The sequence below is a fragment of the Nannocystis sp. RBIL2 genome, assembly GCF_026626745.1.
In the GTDB taxonomy this organism is placed as follows: Bacteria; Myxococcota_A; Polyangia; order Nannocystales; family Nannocystaceae; genus Nannocystis.
Genome location: NZ_JAPNJW010000002.1, coordinates 3,273,857 through 3,296,558, shown reverse-complemented (window position 1 = coordinate 3,296,558; position 22,702 = coordinate 3,273,857). Strand labels below are relative to the sequence as shown.

Annotated in this window: 14 protein-coding genes; 5 read left to right on the top strand and 9 right to left on the bottom strand. The window is 72.2% G+C overall.

The features are described 5' to 3' along the window. Positions 1–34: 34 nt before the first annotated feature. Positions 35–1,603, bottom strand: coding sequence for a hypothetical protein (locus OV090_RS38270; RefSeq protein WP_267709754.1), 1,569 nt, complete (start codon positions 1,601–1,603; stop codon positions 35–37). A 745-nt stretch (positions 1,604–2,348) separates the two neighbouring features. On the opposite strand from OV090_RS38270, the gene OV090_RS38265 reads away from it, so the two are divergent. Beyond that, on the top strand, positions 2,349–3,449 hold the full coding sequence (locus tag OV090_RS38265; RefSeq protein ID WP_267709752.1) for an alpha/beta hydrolase: 1,101 nt from the start codon (positions 2,349–2,351) through the stop codon (positions 3,447–3,449). Positions 3,450–3,536: 87 nt separating this feature from the next. Here the strand turns inward: OV090_RS38265 and OV090_RS38260 are convergent, their stop codons facing one another. From OV090_RS38260 to OV090_RS38245, 4 genes are all read right to left on the bottom strand, one after another. Further along, positions 3,537–4,937 (bottom strand): carboxypeptidase-like regulatory domain-containing protein, encoded by a 1,401-nt coding sequence (locus tag OV090_RS38260; protein ID WP_267709750.1) that lies wholly within the window; start codon positions 4,935–4,937, stop codon positions 3,537–3,539. A gap of 14 nt (positions 4,938–4,951) precedes the next feature. Beyond that, positions 4,952–5,428: a PQQ-binding-like beta-propeller repeat protein gene (locus OV090_RS38255; protein ID WP_267709748.1), complete on the bottom strand. Its 477-nt coding sequence runs from the start codon at positions 5,426–5,428 to the stop codon at positions 4,952–4,954. Positions 5,429–5,633: 205 nt separating this feature from the next. Continuing rightward, positions 5,634–6,182 (bottom strand): hypothetical protein, encoded by a 549-nt coding sequence (locus OV090_RS38250; protein ID WP_267709746.1) that lies wholly within the window; start codon positions 6,180–6,182, stop codon positions 5,634–5,636. A gap of 115 nt (positions 6,183–6,297) precedes the next feature. After that, a complete protein-coding gene (locus tag OV090_RS38245) occupies positions 6,298–7,086 on the bottom strand; it encodes a hypothetical protein (RefSeq protein ID WP_267709744.1) in 789 nt (262 codons plus the stop codon). A gap of 233 nt (positions 7,087–7,319) precedes the next feature. On the opposite strand from OV090_RS38245, the gene OV090_RS38240 reads away from it, so the two are divergent. Continuing rightward, positions 7,320–8,792 (top strand): WGR domain-containing protein, encoded by a 1,473-nt coding sequence (locus tag OV090_RS38240; protein ID WP_267709741.1) that lies wholly within the window; start codon positions 7,320–7,322, stop codon positions 8,790–8,792. A gap of 203 nt (positions 8,793–8,995) precedes the next feature. On the opposite strand, the gene OV090_RS38235 is transcribed toward OV090_RS38240, so the two are convergent. After that, complete coding sequence (locus tag OV090_RS38235) at positions 8,996–10,627, bottom strand: hypothetical protein (RefSeq protein ID WP_267709739.1); 1,632 nt, start codon at positions 10,625–10,627, stop codon at positions 8,996–8,998. A gap of 478 nt (positions 10,628–11,105) precedes the next feature. Between OV090_RS38235 and OV090_RS38230 the strand changes: the two genes are divergently transcribed. Next, positions 11,106–12,998, top strand: coding sequence for a c-type cytochrome domain-containing protein (locus OV090_RS38230; protein WP_267709737.1), 1,893 nt, complete (start codon positions 11,106–11,108; stop codon positions 12,996–12,998). Between the two features lie 277 nt (positions 12,999–13,275). On the opposite strand, the gene OV090_RS38225 is transcribed toward OV090_RS38230, so the two are convergent. Then, positions 13,276–13,437 carry a hypothetical protein gene (locus OV090_RS38225; RefSeq protein WP_267709735.1) on the bottom strand — a complete coding sequence of 54 codons (162 nt, stop codon included), beginning with the start codon at positions 13,435–13,437 and terminating at the stop codon, positions 13,276–13,278. 142 nt (positions 13,438–13,579) lie between these two features. Here OV090_RS38225 and OV090_RS38220 point away from each other — a divergent pair, with 142 nt between their 5' ends. Together OV090_RS38220 and OV090_RS38215 are read left to right on the top strand one after the other, a co-directional pair. Further along, a complete protein-coding gene (locus tag OV090_RS38220; RefSeq protein ID WP_267709733.1) occupies positions 13,580–16,903 on the top strand; it encodes a serine/threonine-protein kinase in 3,324 nt (1,107 codons plus the stop codon). 305 nt (positions 16,904–17,208) lie between these two features. Then, on the top strand, positions 17,209–17,922 hold the full coding sequence (locus OV090_RS38215) for a serine/threonine-protein kinase (protein WP_267709731.1): 714 nt from the start codon (positions 17,209–17,211) through the stop codon (positions 17,920–17,922). 3 nt (positions 17,923–17,925) lie between these two features. Here OV090_RS38215 and OV090_RS38210 read toward each other — a convergent pair whose 3' ends face one another. Both OV090_RS38210 and OV090_RS38205 read right to left on the bottom strand, forming a co-directional pair. Further along, a complete protein-coding gene (locus OV090_RS38210) occupies positions 17,926–18,867 on the bottom strand; it encodes a hypothetical protein (RefSeq protein WP_267709729.1) in 942 nt (313 codons plus the stop codon). Positions 18,868–19,233: 366 nt separating this feature from the next. Continuing rightward, positions 19,234–22,701, bottom strand: a complete 3,468-nt coding sequence (locus OV090_RS38205) for a serine/threonine-protein kinase (protein ID WP_267709727.1) — start codon at positions 22,699–22,701, stop codon at positions 19,234–19,236. Position 22,702 lies beyond the last annotated feature (1 nt).

Genomic DNA, 22,702 nt, shown 5'->3' with positions numbered 1-22,702 from the left:
CGACGACAGGAGCTGCCACCGCGTGAGCGGGCAGTCATGTCCACGAGTCACGGGGAACGCCGAGCATGCCGACGAGTGTGCTGCAGCTGGTCGAGCTCTCGGATTCGTGACACTTTCGACGCAGCGTGTCGACGACGGCTGCGTACATATCCAATTCTGCGAGTGACGCGAGAATGGGCTCCGTCGAACACCAGTGGCCCGGTGACTGTCCGATCGGGCAGCCCTGTTCGAGGAGCTCGCGCGCGCGAGTCCGGAGCGACTCCGACAGCCGAGGATCCATGTCAGACCAATATCGGGCCACACCGAGGCACGATTCGTGATCGCCGCCGTCACAGGCCATCTGGATATACTTGTAATCCTCGTCCTCGCTCATATACCGATAGCCCGAGCCCACGGACCTGACTTGACCACAGCTGGTCGCGTCTCCCAGCTCGCATGCGCGGAGGAACAGCTTCTCCGCGCGCTTGGGCGAGCTCCCGGTCACCCTGCTCGCCAGCCTTTGACAGGACGAAGCGACGCCGCGGTCGCACTCCGCGAGCAGGAGACGTTCGAAGCGAGCGTCGAACGCGGACGCCTTCCTCCGCTGGCGCATTTGGGCTGCGGTGCGGCTCGCGCAAGTCTGTACACCGTACTCACCGCAGCCGGTGATCAAGTGTATCCATCGTATGGCGTCGCAAGCTTCGGAGGAGCTTCGGCAAGCTTTTCCGGACTGCTTCAAGACGACTGCGACGAGCTCGCTCGCCGCTCTCGGGTCGTGCGTCGCGAGCGCGTCGACGGCGAGAGCGCATCGTTCGAGCTGCCCCGCTCGACACGCCGTGAGCTCTGCGCCCAGGGCCCGGTCTCGCTCGAGCGCCTCGGCTCGCTCGCAGCTCGGAGCACCTCGCAGGGCGCAGGCCCGGTAGAACCAACCCTTGCGTCGGAACAGTTCGGCGTCGTCGTCGATGCTCGCGCCGAGGAGCCCGGCAGCATCGCAACCATCGGCGTCTCCGAGGTCACACGCGTGCTCGTACAGCGCTCGCGCCTTGTCGGGCTCCCCGCTGGTGGCCATCGCGCGGGCGTACGCCGTACACGACGTGGCGTCCTGCAGCTCGCACCCGTCTCGCAAGCGCTCCACGGTCTCCCCCGCGCTGCGAAGCTCCTCGCGTAGCAGCCCGGAGCAGCCGCGCTGCAGCCCGGCGTCGCATGCACGCTTCAGCAGGGCCTGGCGCTCGGCGGCCGTGCTCTCGCCGGTCAGCGTGTCCGCGCGAATCAAGCAACTCGGAGCGTATCCCCATGTACACGCGTCCGTGTGCAGCCGCTCGGCGTCTCCCGCGGGCACCCGAGCGGCGAGCAGGGCACACGGCCGCGGTCGGTCCTGCCCGCATCGCTCGCGCAGCGCCTCCGTGAACGGCCGCGCCGCAGCGGCCAGGAGCTCGCCATCGACGGATTTCTTGAGCCAGGGCCGCAGGCCCATCGCAAGACACGCCCACGATTCCCATTCGCCACAGAGCTCGATCGTCTCCAGCCCGGCAGCGCAGGCGTCGTCGTCGCCTCCCGCACATGCCGGCGCGAGAGCGGGCGCGTCCTCGGTGATGCTCGCGTCGCGCAGGGCCTGGCGGAACACGACCGGACCGTGCTTCAGCCCGAGCAGGAAGATGCACGCGGTCGGGAGCCCGTCCTGACAGCCGCGACATCACTGCCGCCAGAGCGCTCGCGGTCTCGTCGCCGTAGGGTCGCTGTCGCAGCGTCCCAATGGCAGCGTGCACGCAGCTGCGGGCGTACCCGAGGTCGCACGCGCGTCGATGGAAGGACAGGGCCTCCGCGAGATCGAGCCGCGCCCGGTCGCCGTGCTGGCGCCGCAACGCTGCCCTGGCGCACGCGCCTCCATCCCCCTGTGCACACTTGTCGCTGTCGGACGCGAGCTCGTCAGGGACCGCCGTCGTCGACGGCTCGGCCAGAGGGCTCGGCGCCGGCGCTTCGGCATGTACGCGCTCACAGCCGCCGCTCAGCACGACCGCGAGCAGGCCCGAGCTCCAGAGCGATACGAGGAGCGCCACGCACCTCGCCGCGGAGCCGCGGAGATTCCGGGTCGTGGGGCGATCCGCCCGGCCGCCGTTCGGGTTCGACATGCGTCGAGGATAGACGATCCCCGGTGTGCACTGCTGTCGAGGTCCGCGTTGTCGCGCAGCTCGACGCGTCTCCAGGCCGGCCCAGGTCATTCGGTTCGACGAAGTCCGGCGCGGTCATGATGGCCGTCGATCGGGGGACGGGGCGCGCTGGCGAGGTGCTCTCATCGAGGAGACCATGAGCGCAGAACTGACCTCGGGGTCCTCTTCCTTCGAGACGTCGCGGCTGGCATAACCGAGGCGATGAACATCGTCGAACTTACGCAACGTTGTGTATTCGCCGCGCTCGTGGCCCTGCCGGCCGGGTGCATGGACCTCCCCGTCGACGCCGACGTCGAGGCGCGCCAGGGCGGCGGTCCCGGCATCGATCTCGACATCGGCGCGGACGGGACGCCCGGGTTCTTGCTCGAGGATGTCGAGCTGCGGCCGGGCGTCACCGTCGACCTCTTCGTCAACCTCTACGGCACCCTCGACAAGGCCAGCAAGTCGAAGCACTGTCACTTCGCGGTCCACGGCGGGGTGTTCGCGGCCGCGTCGTGGCGGCCGTACGCCGAGGCGCTCGGCGAGGACGCGTGCGTGCTGGTGGCCGACATGCCCGTGCGCGGCAACAGCGGGGTCCCGCAGGGGGCGCTGTTCGGCGACCTCGACCTGTTCGACTACGTCACCGCGATCGAGGAGGTGCTGGAGCGCCTCGACGAGCGGAAGATCCGTCCGCGGACGATCCTCGGTCACAGCATGGGCGGCACTCTGGTGCAGATGCTGCAGCAGCGGCTCCTCGACGAGGGCAGCAGCTTGCGCAAGCGGTTCGGCATCCGCGACGCGATCCTGGTCGCCTCGGACCTGCCCGCGGAGGTCCCGTGGGCGCTCGGCGACAGCGGCGACCTGTCGGGGCTGATCCAGGCGTTCGCGGTCGAGGAGCCCGCGTACGGCTCGCTGTTCGAGATCCCGGTCGCGCTGTGGCCCGCGTTCTACTTCACGGATCGCGACGGTGACGTCGTGCCCGGCGCGCTGACGCCGGCGGAGATCGAGGCGGGCGGCTTCAACGCGCTCGGCGAGCCGCTGCGGGCGATCCACCAGCTCAACGGGACCGGGCCGTTCACTTCGCGCCCGTCGGCCGGCGCCGAGCTGTTCGAAACAGGCACGCGCCTGCGCGCGATCGCCTACGAGGAGGACATCTATGTGCAGCTCGCGGAGAGCGAGACGCTGTACCAGCACCTGACCGGCGATCCGGCGTCGCGCTGCTTCGTGCGGGTGCTCGGGCCCGACACTGTGCACGTGCTGCAATTCTCCAACCCGCAGGCGCTGGTCGACGCGATCGCGGACTCCGAGGATTGTCATTATTGATGGCGGCGATCGTCCGCGCCGGGTGGCCGCGGCGAAGTGGGTTCACTTCGCCGCGGTGAGCCGGCCTGGCGGCCGCGGACTCACGGGTCAGCGGCCCGCGAGCGCGAGCGAGACCTGCTGCCGCGGGCGGCCGGCTGCCACGCGCACCCGGACGCAGGTCGCCGGCGCGGCCGCGATCGTCGCCAGGGATTCGTCGTACTTGGTCGCCACGCCGCACAGCGTGTAGCTGCCCGGCGGTACGTCTGCCAGCGCGATCTCGGTCTTCTCGGCCAGGTGCGTGGATTCCTGCCGCGCACGCTCGCGGCCCAGCCCCGCGCTCGCCCGATCGAGCTCTCCGCTCGTCGCGGCGGCGAAGGTCCCCTTGACGAGCACCACGGACACGATGTCTGCCGCGCCCGCGGCGAGCTTCGGCGCGATCACGAGAGTCGGCCCCGCAGGGACGTCGAGATCGAGCTGCCCCTCCCGGCCCGCGGCGAGGGCCGCCTGCTTCGCCCGGGCGGGGTGTGAGAGCGAGTGCGTGCCGTCCCGGAACAGCTGGGCAGTGATGGTATATGTCCCTTTGGCCAGGCGGTCGAATCGATACTTTCCCTCGTTGTCGGTGGCGACCGTGAACATCACCGCGGACCCGGAGCCCACGGGCTGCGCGGTGACGTCGGCGCGGGCGGGCTTGCCCGCGTACGTCACCCGCCCCGCGAGCGCGCCGGTCGGTCCCAGGCGGAGCTCGCTCGTCAGGTCGTCGTCGCCCGCGGGGAGCTGCACCGCCGGCGAGCGCCCGAGCTGCGGCGCCTCGGCGGCCACGTACAGCGCGCCGCGCCCCAGGGCCGTCAGGGTGAAGCTGCCGTCCGCCCCGGTCGTGGCCGTGCGCACGACGATATCGAGGAGCGCCGCGCCGTCGCCCCAGAGGTCGCTGTCGGCGTAGACCTGGACGCCCGCGGCCGGGGCTCCGTCTGCCGTCAGCACCCGCCCGCGCAACGTCCGCCCGCGGTCGAGGACCAGCGCGCCGAGGTCAAAGGTCCTCCCCGCCTCGACGGTGAACGGATCGACGTCGAAGTCGACGAACTCGTCGCCGGAGAGGGTGATGCCATAGAACCCCGGCGGCAGCCCCTCGAACACGAATGCTGCGGCGCCCGCGGTCGCCCGGAACTCTTTGTATTGGCTGTCGCAATCGTCCATGGTGCGCCATCCGGCCCGGGCGCGCGAGGCCGCTGCGGTGAACGCTGCCGGCGCAGCCTTGTCGGCGAACACGAGCTTGCCGCGGATCGTCGCGGTGTCCGGACCCGCAGGGCAATGGGCACTCTCGGGCGGCTTCGTGGCCTCGGACGGCGCCACCACGGGCGGCGTCGTGGCGATCGCTGCGGGCTCGGGCTGCGGGGGCGCGGCCACGGCCTGTCCCCGGACGTCCTTCGCGCCGCAAGACGCGACGGTGACGAGCAGGACGAGCGCGAGCCCGGGGCCCGCGCTCGCGCGGATGGGCGCTGGCGTGGCCATGGATCCGCCGCCCGTCACTTCCGGTCGCCCTGCTGCGCGTGGCCGGGCACTGCGAGGGCCACGGAGGTGTGAATGCCGCGCGTGGCGGTGCGCTCGACCTTGCGTTGCCACTGCTGCTGGCCGGTCTCGAGCGAGAAGGCCACCAGGAGCTCGGCGTGGGCGACGAGGACCTGGCCGCCCTCGACCAGGAGCGTCGAAGTGAAGTGGGCGATGTTCTGGCCGCCCTTGAGCGAGTGCCGCCACAGCAGCTTGCCGGTCGCGTAGTCGAGGCAGCACACGTGGGCGGTGGCGTCGGCGGTGGCGAAGAAGCCCGACTCGTCCATGCGGCCGGCCACCACGACGACCCGCTGCTCGTCGGCGTGAATGCGGGTGACGTGGGGCTGGTCGGCCTTCCCGTCAGGGATGCGAAACGCCCACGCGACCTCTCCGGTGGCCCGTGCGTGCGAGGTGACGATCCCGTCGACTGCGGTGATGACAAGCTGGCTCGGCATGGCCGGAGCATAGCGGTCGGCCGACGCAGAGGACGCTCGCAGGCCGCGCGAGGCCGGAGCGATCGCACGTGCGCGCGGCATCGTCCTGCGGGCGACCGCGGGCGGCGTGATTGCGCGCCGTAGTCGGACGCGCTCGCATGCGACCCGACGGCCCCTCTCGTCATTGGCGTGCGTTCGTCCCGACGCCCGCCGTGCTCGCCTGCGATCATTCGCCGAACCAGAACTCGCACGCGTGCGCCTCGCTCGCGCGTTCCGGCGCGAACCCGAGGACCGCTGCGAAGGCCTCGCGGCGCCACCACGGCCATATGGCGGCTGCCCATCCGCCCTCGACGGCGAACAGCGCGAGGCCGGCGGAGAAGTCGGAGGACGCGTCGGACTCCTCGTCGAGCTGCTCGTGGGTGAAGCGCAGGTGGGCGACGATCCAGTTGGCGCCGCCGAACCAACGGCCCGAGACCCTCGCGTTCCAGGTGCCGACGAGCGGGGCGAACAGCGGCAGGCGGGTGAGGCGGCGCGGGTCGGAGAAGACCGCGGGCTGCGGCTCGTCGAGCTCGACGAGAGCGCAGTGCGGCGGCGGGTGGGGCCAGGCCGCGAGCTCGGTGAGGCCGAACGCCCGGCTCGCGCCGTCCAGCGGCTGCTCCCTCGGGTCGCCGTCCGCCAGGGCCCTGAACGCGGCGAGGCAGGTGGCGAAGGGCCGCAGCGCGAACGCGTCGGCGAGCGGGGCGAGGGGACCCGTCGGTGCTTCGATCGTCGTCATGCCATGGCTCCGCGCCGCGCCGGTCGCCGGCGGGCGCCTCTGTGCATACCCGAGAGAGCGCGTCCGCGGCCGTCGCACGGATGCGAGCCGCAATTGCACGCTTGCGAGCCTGCGCTCACTCGACCGGCCACATGCACAGGCCGCTGCCCTGGAGGTCGCAGACCATGTCGTCCGGGCACTGCTGGCCGCCGCTGCAGTCGAGGGAGCACACGTGGGGGCGGCCGTCGAGGTCGCACTGCGGCGTCGCGGTGCCCGTGGCCGGCGTCGGGCACTCGCCTTCGTCGTCGCAGAACGGGGTGCAGACCGAGAATTCGAGGCCGTCGTGGGCGCTGACGATGCACATGTAGACGCCGGGCTGGCAGGTCGACGCCCCGTCCTCGCAGGTGGCGTAGGGCGTGGCGTTCGGGTCGCCCTCGTGCGCGCACAGGGTCGTGCACATGAGCAGGTCCTCGCAGACCGGCTGGTCGCAGGCGAAGACGCAGGCGCGCAGCTCGTCGTCGGTGGCCTCGCAGGCGGCGATGCACTGCTCGAGGGTCACCTGCGGGGTGCACTCGCTGGTGCGCTCGCACATCTGCGCGCAGTCGCCGGCCTGTCCGGTGGTCGCGTCGGTGCTGGTCTCGGTGCCCGGGCCTTCGGTGACGGGGCCTTCGGTGACGGGGCCTTCGGTGACGGGGCCTTCGGTGACGGGGCCGCCGGTGGTGGTCGAGGAGCTCGTCGAGCCGGTGCTGGTTTCGTCGGTGGTGGTGGTCGGGTCGCTCGCGGTCTGCGAAGTCACCGGGTCGCCGGGACCGCCGCACGCGAGCGCCAGGAGAGGCACGAGCGCCAGCGCGGCGAGGCGTCGGCCGGACAGGAGCCGCGGGCCGCAGGAGGTGGACAGGGCTCGCTGGCGCGCCGAGGAGTGCATGCGGGCAGGGTACCCGCTGCCGCGGCCGCTGTCGTCGCATTCGTGCGAGAGGTAATTGCAAGGATGCGAACCGGTAGTCACGACATCGGGGACGCGACGAGGACGATGGGTCCGTCGACCCCTATCTGTAGACATTCGCCGCTCGGCGGGCGACCTGGGACAAAAAGAAATTACGGGCGCCGTCCGCGCTTGACATCATGGGCGGGAGATTGTCCATAGGCGCCAGGAGTCACATGACTGAGAAGCGGCGCTTCGAGCTCGTCGAGGGCTCATCGAGTAAGTTCTGGGAGATCGCGGTCGACGGCGAGACGATGTCGGTGTGCTACGGGCGCATCGGCACCGACGGGACCGCGAAGGACAAGAGCTTCGCGTCGGCGGCCGAGGCCGAGCGCGAGGCCTCGAAGCTCGTCGCGGAGAAGACGAAGAAGGGCTACGCGGAGGTGTCTTCGGCGGGCGCGGCGAAGCCCGCGAAGGCCGCGAAGGCGGAGGCCGAGGACGAGGCGAAGCCCGCGAAGGCGAAGGCGGCGAAGACGAAGGCCGCGGCGAAGACGGAGGTGCCGAAGGCCGGCTCGCCGGAGGTCGAAGCGTTGCTCGAGGCGATCCGGAAGAAGCATCGCGAGATCGCCGCGCAGCTGCGGGGGCCGGCGTCGGCCGAGGCGCTGAAGCTCCTGCGCGCGCGCGAGGTGCCGGCGAGCATGCTCGACCTCTACGCGGTCCACGACGGCTCGGAGGCGGAGCTCCTCGGCGCGTACCGGCTGCTGCCGATCGCGGAGATCGAGGCGAGGCGGGCCGAGATGAACGAGATCTTGGCGAAGAATCCGAAGTGGCGCGAGCGCGCCGGCGCCTGGCGCGAGGATTGGCTGCCGTTCATGGCCGACGACGACGGGCAGTTCTACTGCTTCGATCGCGCCGGCTCGCTCGACGGCGGGGCGCCGGGCCAGATCCTCTCGTACGACCACGAGACGGGCGCGCAGCGCGAGTTCACGTCGTTCGACGTGTTCGTCGATCTGCTGACGAAGCTGGCCAAGAAAGGGCTGCTCGATCAGGCCGCGCAGGAGGAGAGCGACGAGAACCAGGCGAAGTACGAGGAGCTGTACGCGACCGCCCAGAACGTCGGCCTGGCGAAGATGCCGGCCAAGGAGCTGAAGAAGACGATCCACAAGCTCGATTCGATGGTGGAGGCCGCAAAGAAGCTGGCGATCGCGCTGCCGCTGGCGCGGCAGTACCCCGCAGAGGGCGATCTGTGGCGCGTGGTCGCCAACTCGGCGGAAGATGTGCCGGATTGGCCGCTGACGGCGGAGGCCGCCGCGAACGCGGAGCGCCTGACCCCCTCGCGGGACCGGCCCGTGTTCGCGTCCACGCTGGCGCGGGCGCTGCACAAGCTCGGCCGCGACGACGAGGCGCTGGCGGTGGTGACGACGGCCGTCAAGACGAAGCGACACTATCTGGCGCAGGAGATCCCGACAGACACCGCGCCGGCGTTCCGCGTGCGCTGCCTCGAGCGCGCGACGGAGCTCCGCCCGAAGGTCTACGAGCTGTGGTTCTTGCTCGGCTCGGAGTCGACGGATCGCCCGCAGCGGAAGGCCGCGCTCGAGCAAGTGGTCGCGCTGTGCAGCGACGCGGCCCTCATTCGCTTCAACGAGTCGCACGCGCTGCCCTTCAAGGAGAAGGCCGAGGCGCTGCTGGCCAAGGTGCGCAAGGGGTAGTCGCGGAGGGTACGGTCGAGGCCGGCCGGCAGCGCGGCCTCGACGGGTCGGCTCGAGCGGTCGCGCGAGGCGGATGCGCGTGTGCGCCGCGGTCCAGAGAGGGCCGCGGTCTCGGTGGTCGGTCGCCCCAGCAGCCGGTCGACGAGGGCGGGGGCGTGTGAGAACGCGGCTCCGGGTGTCCGCGCGCCTCACTCGCACGAGAGTTACTTGCCCCGCTTGAACGTGATGTTGTCGTGGAGCACGGTCCCCGGGTTGACGGGGATTTCCGCTGGCTGCTCGAGGTCGAGTTTGACGAACGAGAGCTTCTCCTTCCAGACCTTACGGAGGAACTCCTTGATGAACTCCACTGTGATGTACTCCCCGGCGCAGCGGCGATAGCCGAATCCGAAGGGCGCGTAGCCGGCCGTGTCGCACACCGGATGCGGCTCGCCGTCGACGACCCCGTACACGGCACCGAAGGCGCTGTTGGTCATTTCGCCCGTACGGCCGTCCTTGAGCTCGAGGGAGGCCTTGGCGAAGGGGCAGCGCGCCAGGCCGATCTCCTTCGCCCGCGCCTCATCGTTGTCGACGCTCGTCGGCGCCGTCTTGTAGCGATCCGGGTCGAATTCCTCCGGGTGGATCCAGTGCTGGGGATCCATGCTGGTCGCGCGATGGGGCGTGGTGACGCCGCTGAACTCGGCGCCGAGCAGCTGGCGGTGCCGACGCGGCGAGGACAGGCTCCCGTCGTTCGGTGAGATCGTCCGGAACAGCTCCATCACGAATCGTTCGAGCGGCGGGAACGCGCCGCCGTCGGCCTTGTCCGGCCCGCCCTTCATCGTCTTCTCGAACCAGGTCCGCACTTTCGGGTCACCGTACTTCGGCTCCAGCTTCGAGGCGACATTGTAGATCATGTTGCCCCACTGGCTGAGCGCCAGGAAGTTGTGGAAACATTCGAACACGATGTCGATCCGGCGGAAGTTCTCGCCCAACCTGCCGTTCTTGAGCCAGTAGTAGACGAAGGTCCGATCGGCGTCGGGCTGCGTGCCGTCGATGATTCGCTGCACGCGTTCGTCGAGCCACTCCTTGAGCGCCTGACGCGAGGCACGCGCGCTCATGTATGCGTCGCGGACGATCTCCAGCGTCGGGAACCAGTAGCCGAGCACGGTATTGAAGCTGGCGCTGAATTGCCGGACCTCGGTCGGGATCTCGTCGCCCGTGGCGCCGACATGGAGGTCCCAGTAGAGATCGTCGTAGTACTCGAAATATCGGCCCATCATCGGCTTGCCGGCGTTGGCGGCGCCGAGCAGCTTGTCGAAGAAGTCCGTGATCTTGGCATGGTACTTGGTCGCCACCAGATCCGGCGTGTTCGCCGAGACGTAGATCTTCTTGCGCTCGTTGTCGGCCCCGCGGCGCTCGAAGCCTTGAAAGAAGACGCTGATACCTTCTTCGTCCGGATTCGGCCACCAGCCGTCGTACAGCAAGCCCCACAGGTTGACGGGGATCGCTTTCTCCTTGCTGAGCATCAGATCGATCATGGGCAACGTGGGCCGCTCGCCCAAGAAGCTGCTGCTGAGCAGGAACGGCGCCGCGGCGCCGCGGACGTAGTCCGGCGGGAACGAGCTCGGCAACAGTCCGACAGGATAGGCGTCCGGCGGCAGTCCCTCCGATCGCTCGATCGCTGATTTCGTGTGGGGTGGCTTCTTGTTCTCGGTCATGACTCGCTCCTCTCGCTCCGGTTCTGGTCTGTGCTGTCCGTGACCCGTGCCCAGTTCGATCGTCGCCACCTCGCGTGCGACGATCCTGGCTTCGAGCGCGCGGGCCGGGCAGCGCCAGTGGTCTCCCGCGCGGCGCGGCAATCACACGCGCGTCCGCGAGGCGACACGGCCGCCGGCGAGGTGCCGCGCACCGTCGATTCCGAATGGCCCCAGTCCGTGTCAGTCGCCATGAGCCGGAGTGCGGCGTCCAATCAGTCCAAGGGACCGGCGAATGCGAGATCGAGCGCCATCGTTGCGCGGGAGACGCCCTCACGAATGAGCTCTTTCGGGCGGAGTGTGCGGAGCGCGGTGTCGACGCAGCGAACCCCGCGCCGGCGCCATCTTGGATCGCATGGATGAGATGTGCCTCGCGCGGCAGGGACGCCTGACGAATTGACGAATCGCGCTTCGCGCGAAATGGCGTCGGGCACCATCGCGCATCGGGTGCTCGTCGATTCGAGCGCATGTCTGTCCGCGATGGCAGAAACTGTTCGTTAGCGCGACCGGCCCTGGGGCAGGGCCTCCGCGACGCTCGGCCGGCGACGCAGGTCCCCCATCACCGCTGATATGCTCCCAAACTATGGCTCCGGCCCATAGCTCTCCCGCCCTCCGACCTCCTGGCACTTCGTCCTTCGGGCCCCCGCGGAGCAGAAGCTGCCCGCTGCTGCTTCTCGCGTTTGCCCATATCACGGCATGCTTCTACAACCCGTCCGGCACTCCTGACAATGGAGGAGCCGACCAGACCGAGGGCACGGTCGGCACCAGCGGCCCCGGCAACCCTGGCGACGCGAGCACCGCCAGTACTGGGCAGGACGAACAGCCCGAGGCAAGCTGCAGCGAACTCGCCGCGCAGACCCTCGACATCCTCGACAAGAACTGCAAGCAGTGTCACGGGCCCGACAGCGCGGCCCTCGGCAGCATCAACTACATCACCAACCTCGACGCGCTGATCTGGAACGGCAAGGTCGTGCCGGGCGAGCCGAACAACTCGGCGATTTATCGGCGCATGAGTGCGACGATGCTGCCGATGCCGCCCGAGAGCCAGGAGCCGCGGCCGAGCGAGGACGACATCCGCGCGGTCGAGCAGTGGATCGCCGAGTGCGCTGCGGTGACAGGGTGCGGCCAGAACCCGTGGATGACCCGCACGCATGTGATCGACCTGATCCAAAACGACCTGCTGAACACCCAGGAGATCCCGCAGGACGCGCGGCCCTTCATCCGCTACTTCAGCCTGGTCCACCTCTACAACTACGGCTGGTGCGACGACCAGATCGAGATCTACCGCCACGCCCTGTCGAAGCTGGCCAACAGCCTGTCGAACGAGATTGTGGTCGTGCCGCCGGTCCCGATCGATCCGGACAAGCTGATCTTCCGCATCGACATCCGCGACTACGGCTGGGACGCGGCGGGCCGCGTGCTCGATGTCGCTACCAACACCTTCGTCGAGGAGTTCCCCGACACCTGGGAGCTCATCGCCGACAAGGACCCGTACGCGCTCGAGTTCATCGGCGACCGCGCCGAGGACGTGAAGCAGGCGACCAACACCAAGTTCTTCCTGCTGCAGGCCGACGCGTTCGTCGAGGTGTCCGCCCAGCCGCCGCTCTATCACGACATCCTGCGGATCCCGGCCACGCGCTTCGAGCTCGAGGCGAGCTTCGGCATCGACGTCGACGCCAACGTCACCCAGGAGATCGAGATTAACCCGGACCGGGTCGGGCGCGCTGCGTTCCACGAGTCGGGCGTGTCCGCGTTCAACCGTGTCATCGAGCGCCACGCCTTCCCGAACGCCAGCTACCGCGTCTACTGGATCACCCATGATTTTCAGAGCAATGCCGGCGACGCCAACGTGTTCCTCGATCCGTTCAATTTCGTCGAGGACGCCAGCGAGATCATTTACAGCTTACCGAACGGCCTCCAGGGCTACATGATCGTCAACGCCGAGGGCAACCGCCTCGACGATGCGCCGAGTCAGATCGTGCAGGACAAGAACGCGCCCGACGGCGTGGTTCGCAACGGCAAGTCGTGCATGGGCTGCCACAGCGTCGGCATGATCAACAAGGAGGACGACCTGCGCTGGGAGGTCGACCATAACCTCGGTCAGGGCGACTTCGACGACAACCAGCTCGACGCCATCCGCGCCCTGTACCCGAAGCGCGACACGTTCAACGCCCTGCTCGCGCTCGACTCCGGCCGCTTCGTCTCCGCCATCATAGCGGCCGGCGTCCCGGTCGGCGGCGACAAGGAGCCGATCGTCACGGTGTTCAACGCCTTCGACGAGGCCGTCGAGCTCCGCCGCGCGGCGGCCGAGCTATGGACCACGGAGACGACCTTGCGCGAGAAGCTCGGGCAGCTGAGCCCCGCCCTCGACGACCTCGACAAGAGCCCGACCGGTGTCCCCCGCGACGTGTTCACCGCCGCCTACGCCGATGCGATCTGCCAGCTCAAGGTCGGCATCACGAAGGCCTGCAAGTAGGCCGTTCGGCGGACTCGCCTTGCGCTGTTCCTGTGCGTTCCCGGGCGGGCTGGAGACGCTTCCGCTCTCCCCGGGTTGCTACAACGGCGAACGCGCGTAGTGAATTTTTATTCGACGAGACAGTGACCGCGCGGGTCCATAACTATCGGCTGCCCAGTCCGCACGAGCCTCGGCCGATTTGGCTCAGAGGCGCGGAATAGGCGTGTGTAGGGGCTGTGCGAGGTGGGCCAGATGCGAGGCGAGGTTACCGGTGGCGGCGGCTTTTTCTTCTGGTCGTTCACGAGGTCACCATCCTGCTCTCGCTCAGCCGGAAGAGCCGGCGGACCATCTCCGTGTGCCAGGTGTGCTGGCGGAGGATGAAATTCTCGGTCGACAGCTGGCGGCCGACGGCACGCAGCAGGCGTCTTGCGCCGCAAGAATAAGATGTCCCTGCGGACATGTTTTTAGGAGCACATCGATGTGCCGCCGTTGCCGCGCGGGCGTCCTCGCCGCGGGTGGGCGGATCCGCCACCTCGGAGTTTTTGCACCCGGCGGGCAATTTTTTCCCGGGCCGCGGGTACTCCACCCGGGCTAAGGTCCGCATGACGATCGGCCGCCGCTCCGTGGACCACGACGAACGAACACTGCTGCAGGTGTCGCCGCCCAGCGGGCGGCCGTCGGAGGAGCGCGACGCGCTGCTGGGGATCTCCGAGACCCTGCCGGCGACGGGCGGGCTCGGGGCCACCGGCGAGGAGGCGGCCCGGCCGACGCGGACGCGCGGCAACGTGGTCGGGCGCTACGTGGTCCTGTCGCTGCTCGGCACCGGCGGGATGGGGGCGGTCTACGCCGCGCACGACCCCGAGCTCGACCGCAAGGTCGCGCTCAAGCTGCTGCGCTCCGACGCCAGCCCCGGCGAGGCGGCGCGGATGATCCGCGAGGCGCGGGCGCTGGCCCGGCTGGCCCACCCCAACGTGGTCGCGGTCCACGACGTCGGGGTGGTCGGCGACGGCGAGGAGGCCGAGGTCTTCATCGCCATGGAGTTCGTCGACGGGGTGACGCTGCGGTCGTGGCTGCGCCAGCGGACCCGCTCGCTGCGCGAGATCGTCGAGGTGTTCGGGGCGGCGGCCCGCGGGCTGGCGGCCGCGCACCGGGTCGACCTGGTCCACCGCGACTTCAAGCCCGACAACGTGATGGTCGACGGCGACGGGCGCGTGCGGGTGATGGACTTCGGCCTGGCACGCGCCGGGCTCGGCGGGCTGTCGCGCGAGCCGAGCCTGCCGGGCGACCTGCGCGCCAGCGCGACCGATGTCCGGCTGACGCGCGCGGGGACGCGGCTGGGGACGCCGGCGTACATGGCCCCCGAGCAGTGGCAGGACGACGAGGTCGACGCGCGCACCGACCAGTTCGCGCTGTGCGTGGCGCTGTGGGAGGCGCTGTACCAGGAGCGGCCGTTCCGCGGCGAGTCGGTGCACGAGCTGATGTTCGCGGTCACCGAGGGGCCGCTGGCGCGGGCGCCGGAGGGTAAGCGGCGGGCGCCGGCGTGGCTCGGCAAGGTGCTGGAGCGCGGGCTTCAGCGCTCGCCGTCGCGGCGGTTCGAGTCGATGGACGCGCTGCTGGCCGAGCTGGAGCGGGGGCTTGCACGCCAGCGGCGGCGGCCGCTGGTGCTCGGGCTGTTCGCGGCGGTGCTGCTGACCCTGGGGGTGTTCGGGCTGCGGGCCCGCAGCGTGGCCGGTTGCGCGGCGGCGGGCCGGCAGATCGAGGCGGTCTGGAACGAGCGGGCCCAGGCGGCCCTGCACACGGCGCTGCTGGCCACGGGGGCGCCGTTCGCCGAGTCGTCGTACCAGAAGGCGCTGCCGCGGATCGATCGCTGGGCCGGGTCGTGGTCGGAGCTGCGCTCGCAGGTGTGCACGGAGGCCGAGGTCGACGGCACGCGCTCGCCGGCGCTGTACCGCCAGGCCGTGGCGTGCCTCGACGAGCAGCGCGAGACGCTGGCGGCGCTGCTCGAGGTGTTCACCGCCGACTCGGTCGGGAACGTGCAGCGCCTGGTGCCGGCGGTGGCCGGGCTGGCGCAGCTGGAGCCGTGCGCCGAGAAGAGCTACCTCGAGCGCATGCCGGCGCCGCCGGACGACGCGGCCACGCGCGAGCGGGTCCACGCGCTGCGCCGCGAGCTGCAGCAGGCCCGCGGGCGCCTGGCGGCCGGTGATTGCAGCGGGCTGCCGCAGGCCGAGGCGATGCTGGCCGCGGCCGAGGCGCTGCCGCACGCGCCGCTGGTGGTGGCGGCGCGCGACCTGGTGGCCGACCTGTCCGAGTGCGGCGACGCGTTCGACCGCGCGGAGGAGGCGCTGCGTCAGGTCTACGTCGAGGCGGAGGCGCTGCGCGCCGACGAGGTGGCGGCCGGCGCGGCGATCCAGCTGGTCGGCACGATCGGCCGCGACCGCAGCCGCGCGGCCGAGGCGCTGCAGTGGGCCCTGCCGGCCAAGGTGATCGTCCAGCGGCTCGGCGAGACGCGCGGGCTGTTGGGCGCGAGCCTGGCCCAGAACGAGGCGCTGGTGCACGCGTCGCGCGGCGAGTACGAGCTGGCGCTGAAGGAGATGGAGCAGGCGCTGGCGATCCGCGAGGAGCTGCTGGGGCCCGATCACCCGACGGTGGCGGTGGCGCTCGACGTGATCGGCGGGATCCACCGCACCCGCGAGTCGCTCGACGCGGCCCTGGCGGCGCAGACGCGGGCGCTGGCGATCCGCCGCGAGGCCCTCGGCGCCGACCACCCTGCGGTCGGAGTCTCGGCCAACAACCTCGGCCTGCTCGAGCAGCAGCGCGGCAACTACGACGCGGCGCTGCCGCTGCTCGAGGAGGCGGTGGCGGTCGCCGAGCACGCGCTCGGCCCCGACGACCTCGAGGTCGGGACTGCGCTCAACAACCTCGGCCGCCTGCAGCACGTGCGCGGCCGCTACGCCGAGGCCCGGGCCCTGTTGACGCGGGCGCTGGCGATCCGCGAGGCCCGGCTCGGGCCGAACGACCTCGACGTCGCGGTGACGCTGCAGAACCTCGGGCTGCTCGCCCTGCTCGAGGGCGACCGTTTGAAGGCCCGCGAGCTGCTGCAGCGGGTGCTGAAGATCCGCGAGCGCAAGCTCGACGAGTCGCACCCCGAGGTGGTGGCGATCCTCGACAGCCTGGGCACCCTGAACTACCGGATCGGCAGCTACGCGGAGGCGCAGGCGCTGCACGAGCGGGCGCTGGCGATCCAGCAGCGCATGCTGCCTGCCGGTCACCCCGACATCGCCAGCTCGCTGCGCAACCTGGCGCTGGTGTCGGCGGCCCGCGGCGAGCGCGAGCAGGCGCTGGCGCAGGCGAGCGAGGCGGCGGCGATGGCCGAGAAGGCGCTCGGAGCGAGTCACCCCGACCTGGCGCCGCTGCTCAACACTCTGGGCATGCTGCAGCGCCGCAGCGACCCGGCGGCCGCGGTGGCGACGCTGGAGCGAGCGCTGGCGATCTCGGCGCGGGCCCGCGGGCGCAAGCACCCGGCGACCGCGACGTCGCTGCTGCGCCTCGGCGAGGCCCACCTGGCCCGCGGCGCCCGCACCGAGGCCGAGGCGAGCCTGACCGAGGCGCTGGCGATCCGCGAGAGCCTCGGCCGCGACACACCGGAGGTCGCGGAGGTGCTGGTCGCCCTCGGCGAGCTCGAGCTGGCCCGCGAGCGACCCGAGGCGGCGGCGCCGCTGCTCGAGCGGGCGGTGCAGATCCGCAGCAAGGGCGGGATCGCCAGGCACCAGCTCGCAGAGGCCCGCTTCCGCCTGGCCCGCGCCCTGGCCACCAGCGACCCGCCGCGCAGCCGTGACCTGGCTGAACAGGCAGCCGCGACGCTGCGCGAGGAAGGCTCGGCGTTCGCGGAGGAGTTGGGCATGGTCGAGGCCTGGCTGCAGCGCTAGCAGGGCGGGGAGCAGTCGCCGAGGCGCTTGCCGGCGGACGGGTGCGATGTCCCTTCGGACAGGTATCGTCTCGGCTCCGGTTCGCTCGCGGAGACGCTGAGGGCGGTCGGGCTGCGGCGCTGGCAGGCCGCGGGGCGGCCCGGTAGCGAATGTCTTTTCGGACAGGTATCGTGAGGCCCGGCAAGCGCGGAGGCGCTCGTGGCGGGCGGGGCGCCAGCATGGATGTTCTTTCGGACAGGTCACGCCAGGGCCGGCGGTGATCGGGCTCGAAATTCCTGCTGCCCGACGCCCGCTTCGAGGCCGACATGCTCGAGAAATTCGTCCGCGAGGCCCGCGTGCTGATGCGCGTCCACGGCGATCACGTCACGCAGATCCTCGACGCCGGCAACCTCGGCAACGGGGCGCCCTTCATCGTCATGGAGCGCCTCCTCGGGACGGACCTCGACACCCTGCTGGAGCGGCGCGGGAGCCTGCCGGCGGGCGAGGCGGCGGACTTGCTGCACCAGGCGTGCCTCGGGGTGGCGCAGGTCCACGCGGCGGGGATCCTCCACCTCGATCTGAAGCCGTCGAACCTGTTCCTGGCGCGCAGCGAGGCCGGCCCGCCGATCGTCAAGGTCCTCGACTTCGGGGTGGCGAGGCCGTGGCAGCCGGACGAGGCGGCGCCGAAGGACGCGGCGTCCGGGCTCGATACTGCCGGCTCGCCGCATTACATGTCGCCCGAGCAATTGGTGGAGGCGACGACGACGGACGTCCGCAGCGACGTGTGGTCGCTCGGGGTCATCCTCTTCGAGATGCTCTCGGGCATCCGGCCCTTCGAGGCCGAGTCGATGACCGAGGTCTGCGCCCAGGTGCTGACCGCCCAGCCGCCGCGGCTGTCGCAGTGGCGGCCCGACTTGCCGCCCGGCCTGGAACAGATCGTCCTGCGCTGCCTGCAGAAGGACCGCCACGAGCGTTTCGCCACGGTCGACGCGCTGGCCGGCGCGCTCGCGCTGTTCGTGCCGGGCCGCGAGGCGCGCTGAGGCTCAGAGGTTGCTGGCCGAGCCGCACCGACCCCAGCTGCGCAGGCCGAGGGCGCGCGTCTGCTCGCGCAAGAAGTCGTAGACGGTGGCGATCGGGTCGATGGCGCCGGACAGGTCGTAGCCGCGGCGGCGCGTCAGCAGGGTGGCCGCGTCGATCGCCTGCAGCTCGTCGAGGGTGGTCTCGCCGTCGCGGTCGAGGTCGGCGTCGGCGATCCACTGGGCGCGCAAGGTCGGGCTGTCGGCGCCGACGGCGGTGTGCAGCCAGTCGATCGCGGGGAACGTCAAAGTCACGCTCGGATTGGCGACCGTCGAGTCGATCCATTCGCAATCGTCGTAGGCCACGCCGTGCGGCAGGCCCCAGCGGAACCGGATCAGCGGGGCCGGCACGCAGTCGGAGGGGACGTCGGGCCTGCACGACATGCCGGTGGCCTTCTCGATCGTGCCCTCGACGTAGATCGCGTAGCCGCCGTCGACCATCAGCTTCGCGTCCTGCTCGAGGGTGTACGGCGCCAGCGGCCGGGTCCGGCCCGAGCTCGCTTGCGGCAGGGTGAAGGCGACCTTGCGGGCGCGCTCGCGGACATCGGTGCGCTCGAGCAGGGTGCCGCCGACCGGCAGGCTCTGCAGGTCGATGACGAAGTCGGCGGCGACCTCGATGTCGTCCTGGGCGGCGGTGGTGAAGGTGACGGTGCCGAGCGAGACGAGGATCTTCTGGTACTCGACGGTCCAGCCGTCGCGGATCTGGCCGACCCCCCCGCCGCTCTGCACGCCGAACACGCCGTCGCCCGGAGCGGCGATGACATCGCCCACCGGGCTGAGGCCGTCGCTGACGCTGCCGTGGGTGGTGTACATCATCTGCCCGCCGGTCGTGACGCCGCTGCCGTCGTCACCGCAGCCGCTCAGCAGCGCTCCGCCGCAAAGACCTAATAATAAGGATGTCCTGCGCATCGCCGGTGGGAAGCACAGCATGCGGGTGCAGGTCCGTCAACTGCGGGCGACGCGTCGCCACATCGGCTGGAGCCCGCGGCGAGAGCCCGACATCGGTGTCGTGCCCCGGCTGGGGCCGCGCCGAGGCGACGGCATCTGCGTCGCGCCCCGGCTGGAGCCCACGCCGAGGGCCCGCGGGGACGGCATCCGCGTCGCGCTCGATTGGAGCCGCGCGAGGGCCCGCGGCGAGGACATCGGCGTCGCGCACCGGCCGGAGCCGCGCGAGGGCCCGCGACGAGGACATCGGCGTCGCGCACCGGCCGGAGCCGCGCCGAGGGCTCGCGGCGACGACCTCGCGGCCGCGCGCGACGGCTGCCTCACGCCGGGTCATGGCGCCTTGACCAGCGCGAGATCGAGGACGAGCTGGCTGGCGAGCGCGCGGCCCGAGGCGTCGGCCGGCGCGACCGCGAGCGCGGCCTCGAAGGCCCGCCGCGCCCGCGTCGCTTCGCCGATCTGGGCCAGCGCCCGGCCGTGCGCGCGGTGCAGCTCGGCGCACGCGCCAGCGCCGGCGCAGCGCTCGTCGAGGCCGCCGAGCTCGGCGAGAAGCCGACGCACGATCGCGGGCGAGAGGCGCGAGGCGCCTGTCTCGTGGCTCCACGCGCGCGCGAATAGCTGGAGGTAGCGCGCCTCGCCCAGCGCGTGCCGCAGGGCCGGGGCGAGGCCGTCGGGGTCGCTCCGCAGCCATCGCTGCAGCTCGAGCTCGAGGGCCGGCTCGTCGGCGAGGGCGCGCTCCAGCAGGGCCGCGACGTCGCGCCCGCGGTGCAGCCGGATCGCCGCGAGCGCCTGCCACAGCCGGGCGCGCGAAGCGGCGACGTCCGCGAGCAGGTCGATCGCCGCGAGCGGATCGCCGTCGACCAGCAGCGCCGCGGCCCGCGGGAGCGGCGAGGCCGGTTTATGGACGCCCAGCGTGGCGCCGAGCAGCTCGACGCCGCGGAGGCGCACCTGCATGGGCACTGCCGGCGCCGCGGAGCCCCGCAGCTCGAGCGACGCCGGGCCCGCGCGCCAGGCACCCGGCAGCGCGACGATGTCGTGGGTGGCTCGCTGCGCGTCGCGGACGCGACAGGTGGCGGTTCCGGCGGCGAGGTCGAGGTCGAGCTGCAGGGTCCGCGGGACGGAGGAAGGGTCGGCGGGCGCGGGGCCGAGGCGCGTGTCGTGGACGCCGAAAGGGGCAGCGCTGGCGTCGGTGGGCGCTGCAGTGCCGCGGCGAGGAGGAGCGCCGGCGTCGGTGGGAGGGGCAGCGCCGGCGTCGGTGGGCGTTGCTGCGCCACGGCGAGGGGGAGCGCTGGCGTCGGTGGAGGGCGCGGCGCTGGCGTCGTCGGTGCGGGGCGCGGCGCCGCAGGTCAGCGCGAGCTCCGGCGCCTCGTCCTCGCCCGTCACGACGCGCAGGCCCACCTGGGCCTCGGCCTCGGCGCCGGTCACCGCGACCGCGAACGCGGCCCCGGGCGTCAGCGACGACGCCGTGAGGTCCACTTCCACGAGCAGGCGATCGGCGCGCAGCTCGAGCGACCAGGCCGCGAGCAGGCCGGTGTCGCCGGCGACGTCCAGCGCGTGATCGACGGGGTCGCCGCGCAGCGCTGCCGGGTCGACGTCGATCCACGCGTCCGTCTCGCCGAAGCGCAGCGGCAGGCGCGAGCGGGCGCCCAGCATCGCCGCCAGGCGGTCGCGCAGCGCCTCGGTCTCGCGCCGGGCCGCGTCGTCGAGGCTCGTCTCGGCCAGGCGGGCCGCCAGGGCCGCCGCGGCCGCCTCGATGTGGCCGTCGCGCGAGAGCAGCGCGACCTGCTGGCCCAGCGCAGCCGCGCGGACCGTCGGCTCCTGCGCCGCGGCGGTCGCCAGCGCCAGCGCCCGGGGCCCGTCGCCGGCGGCCGCGACGAGCGTCGCCGCCGCGAGCTGCCAGCGCGCCCGCGTCGGCGCCTCCGCCCGGCCCGCGAGGGTCAGCAGGGTCGCCGCCGCCAGGTCGAGCAGCCCCGCCCGCGCGAGGGCGATGACCTCGGGCGGCGCCGCGGCGTCGCCGAGCTGTCGTGCGAGCTCCTCGAGGTCGGGTCGCGGGCCCGCCGGAAGCGCGGGAGCCCCCGCGGCCCGCGTCGCGGCGTGCAGCGGCGCCAGCTCGGGGGTGGAGAGCAGCTCGGGCGCTTCGGCGGTGATCAGCGCCAGCACCCCGGCCGGGTCGATACGGCTGTCGGCGCGCGGCGGGGTCGGGTCGGAGCCAGAGAGCGCGCCGGCCAGCCGAGTCGCCGCCGGGAGGCGCGTGGGCGTCGGTTCATTGCCGCCGGGAGGCGCGTGGGCGCGCGCGAGCGCAGGTCCTGATGCGCCGGGAAGCGCGTCCGCGCGCCTGGGCGCCGGCTCCTGGGCGCCGGGATGCGCGTCGGCGCGCGTGGTGGCCGGCTCCGAGGCGTCGGGAGGCGCGTCGGCGCGCGTGGGCGTCGGCTCCGATGCGCCGGGATGCGCGTCCGCGCGCACGCGCCCCGGCCCTGACGCGCGCGAGCGCCCCGCGTCGCGGCTCGCCACGGCCGCGCGGGCCAGCCCGAGCAGCGCCGCACGGCGCGCCTGCGCGTGGGAGCCCGCGAACACGTACGCGTGGGCCCACGCCGCCCCGGTCGACCGCCCCGGAGCCTGCTCGAGCAGCCGGGCCCAGCTCGCCCAGGCCCGGCCGGCCTGCGCCTCGCTCACGTCCGCCAGCAGGGCGTCGGCCGCCGCGACCTCTCCGGCGGCCAGCAGTCGGGCCAACCGCTGCTCGAGCGCGGTCGCCTGCGCCTCGATCGCCCGCGCCTCGCGGTCGGCCGACCAGGCCCGCCCCGCCAGCACGGCCGCCACCACGAGCGCCAGCGCCCCGGCCCCGATCAGCCAGCGGCGTCGGCGGGGCCCGGCCTTCGCCTCGCCGTCCGCGGCCGTCAGCGCGGCCAGCAGCGCGTCCATCGTCGGCCAGCGCTCGGCCGGGTCGGTCCGCAGCCCGCGGAGCAGCGCCTCGCGCAGCCGGGTCGGCACCGGCGTCCCGGGCGGGGGCGGGCGCAGCCGGCCCGCGGCCACCGCGGCCAGGTCCTCGAACGGGCGCTCGCCGAGCAGCGCCTCGTAGGCCATCACGCAGAAGCTGAACTGGTCGGAGCGAGCGTCGGCGCGGCCCGGGTCGCGCAGCTGCTCGGGGGCCATGAACGCCGGCGTCCCCAGCACCGTGCCCGACTTCGTCAGCGGCGCGTCGAGGCTGCCCGTCGACGTGTCCGCCGCGCCCGGGTTGGCGCGCGCCAGCCCGAAGTCGACCACGCGGGCGCGCCCGTCCTCGCCGACCAGCACGTTCTCCGGCTTGAGGTCGCGGTGGATGATGCCCGCCGCGTGCGCGGCCGCCAGCCCGCGACCGGCCTGCGACACCATCGCCACGACCTCCGCCAGCGCCCGCGGGCGGGCCCGCAGCCACTCGCGCAGCGTCGTCCCGCGCACGAACTCCATCACCACGAACGACTGCCCGTCGGCCTCGCCGATCTCGAACACTTGGACCACGTTGGGGTGCGACAGGCGGCCCAGCGCCTGGGCCTCGCGGCGCAGGCGGGCCAGCTGCTCGGGGTCGGGCTGGCCGCGCGGCGAGTGCAGCAGCTTGACCGCGACCTCGCGGCGGAGCTGCGGGTCCTGGGCGCGGAACACCACGCTCATCCCGCCCTGGCCGAGCCGCCCGAGCAGGCGGTAGCGGCCGAGCTGCACCGGCTCGGCCGGCCGCTGGAACAGCCGCCCGCCGACCTTCGCCGCCAGCAGCTTCGCCTCGAGGTCCGACAGCGCGCCGGGGCGCGGGCCTGGGCGCTCCGGGTCCATG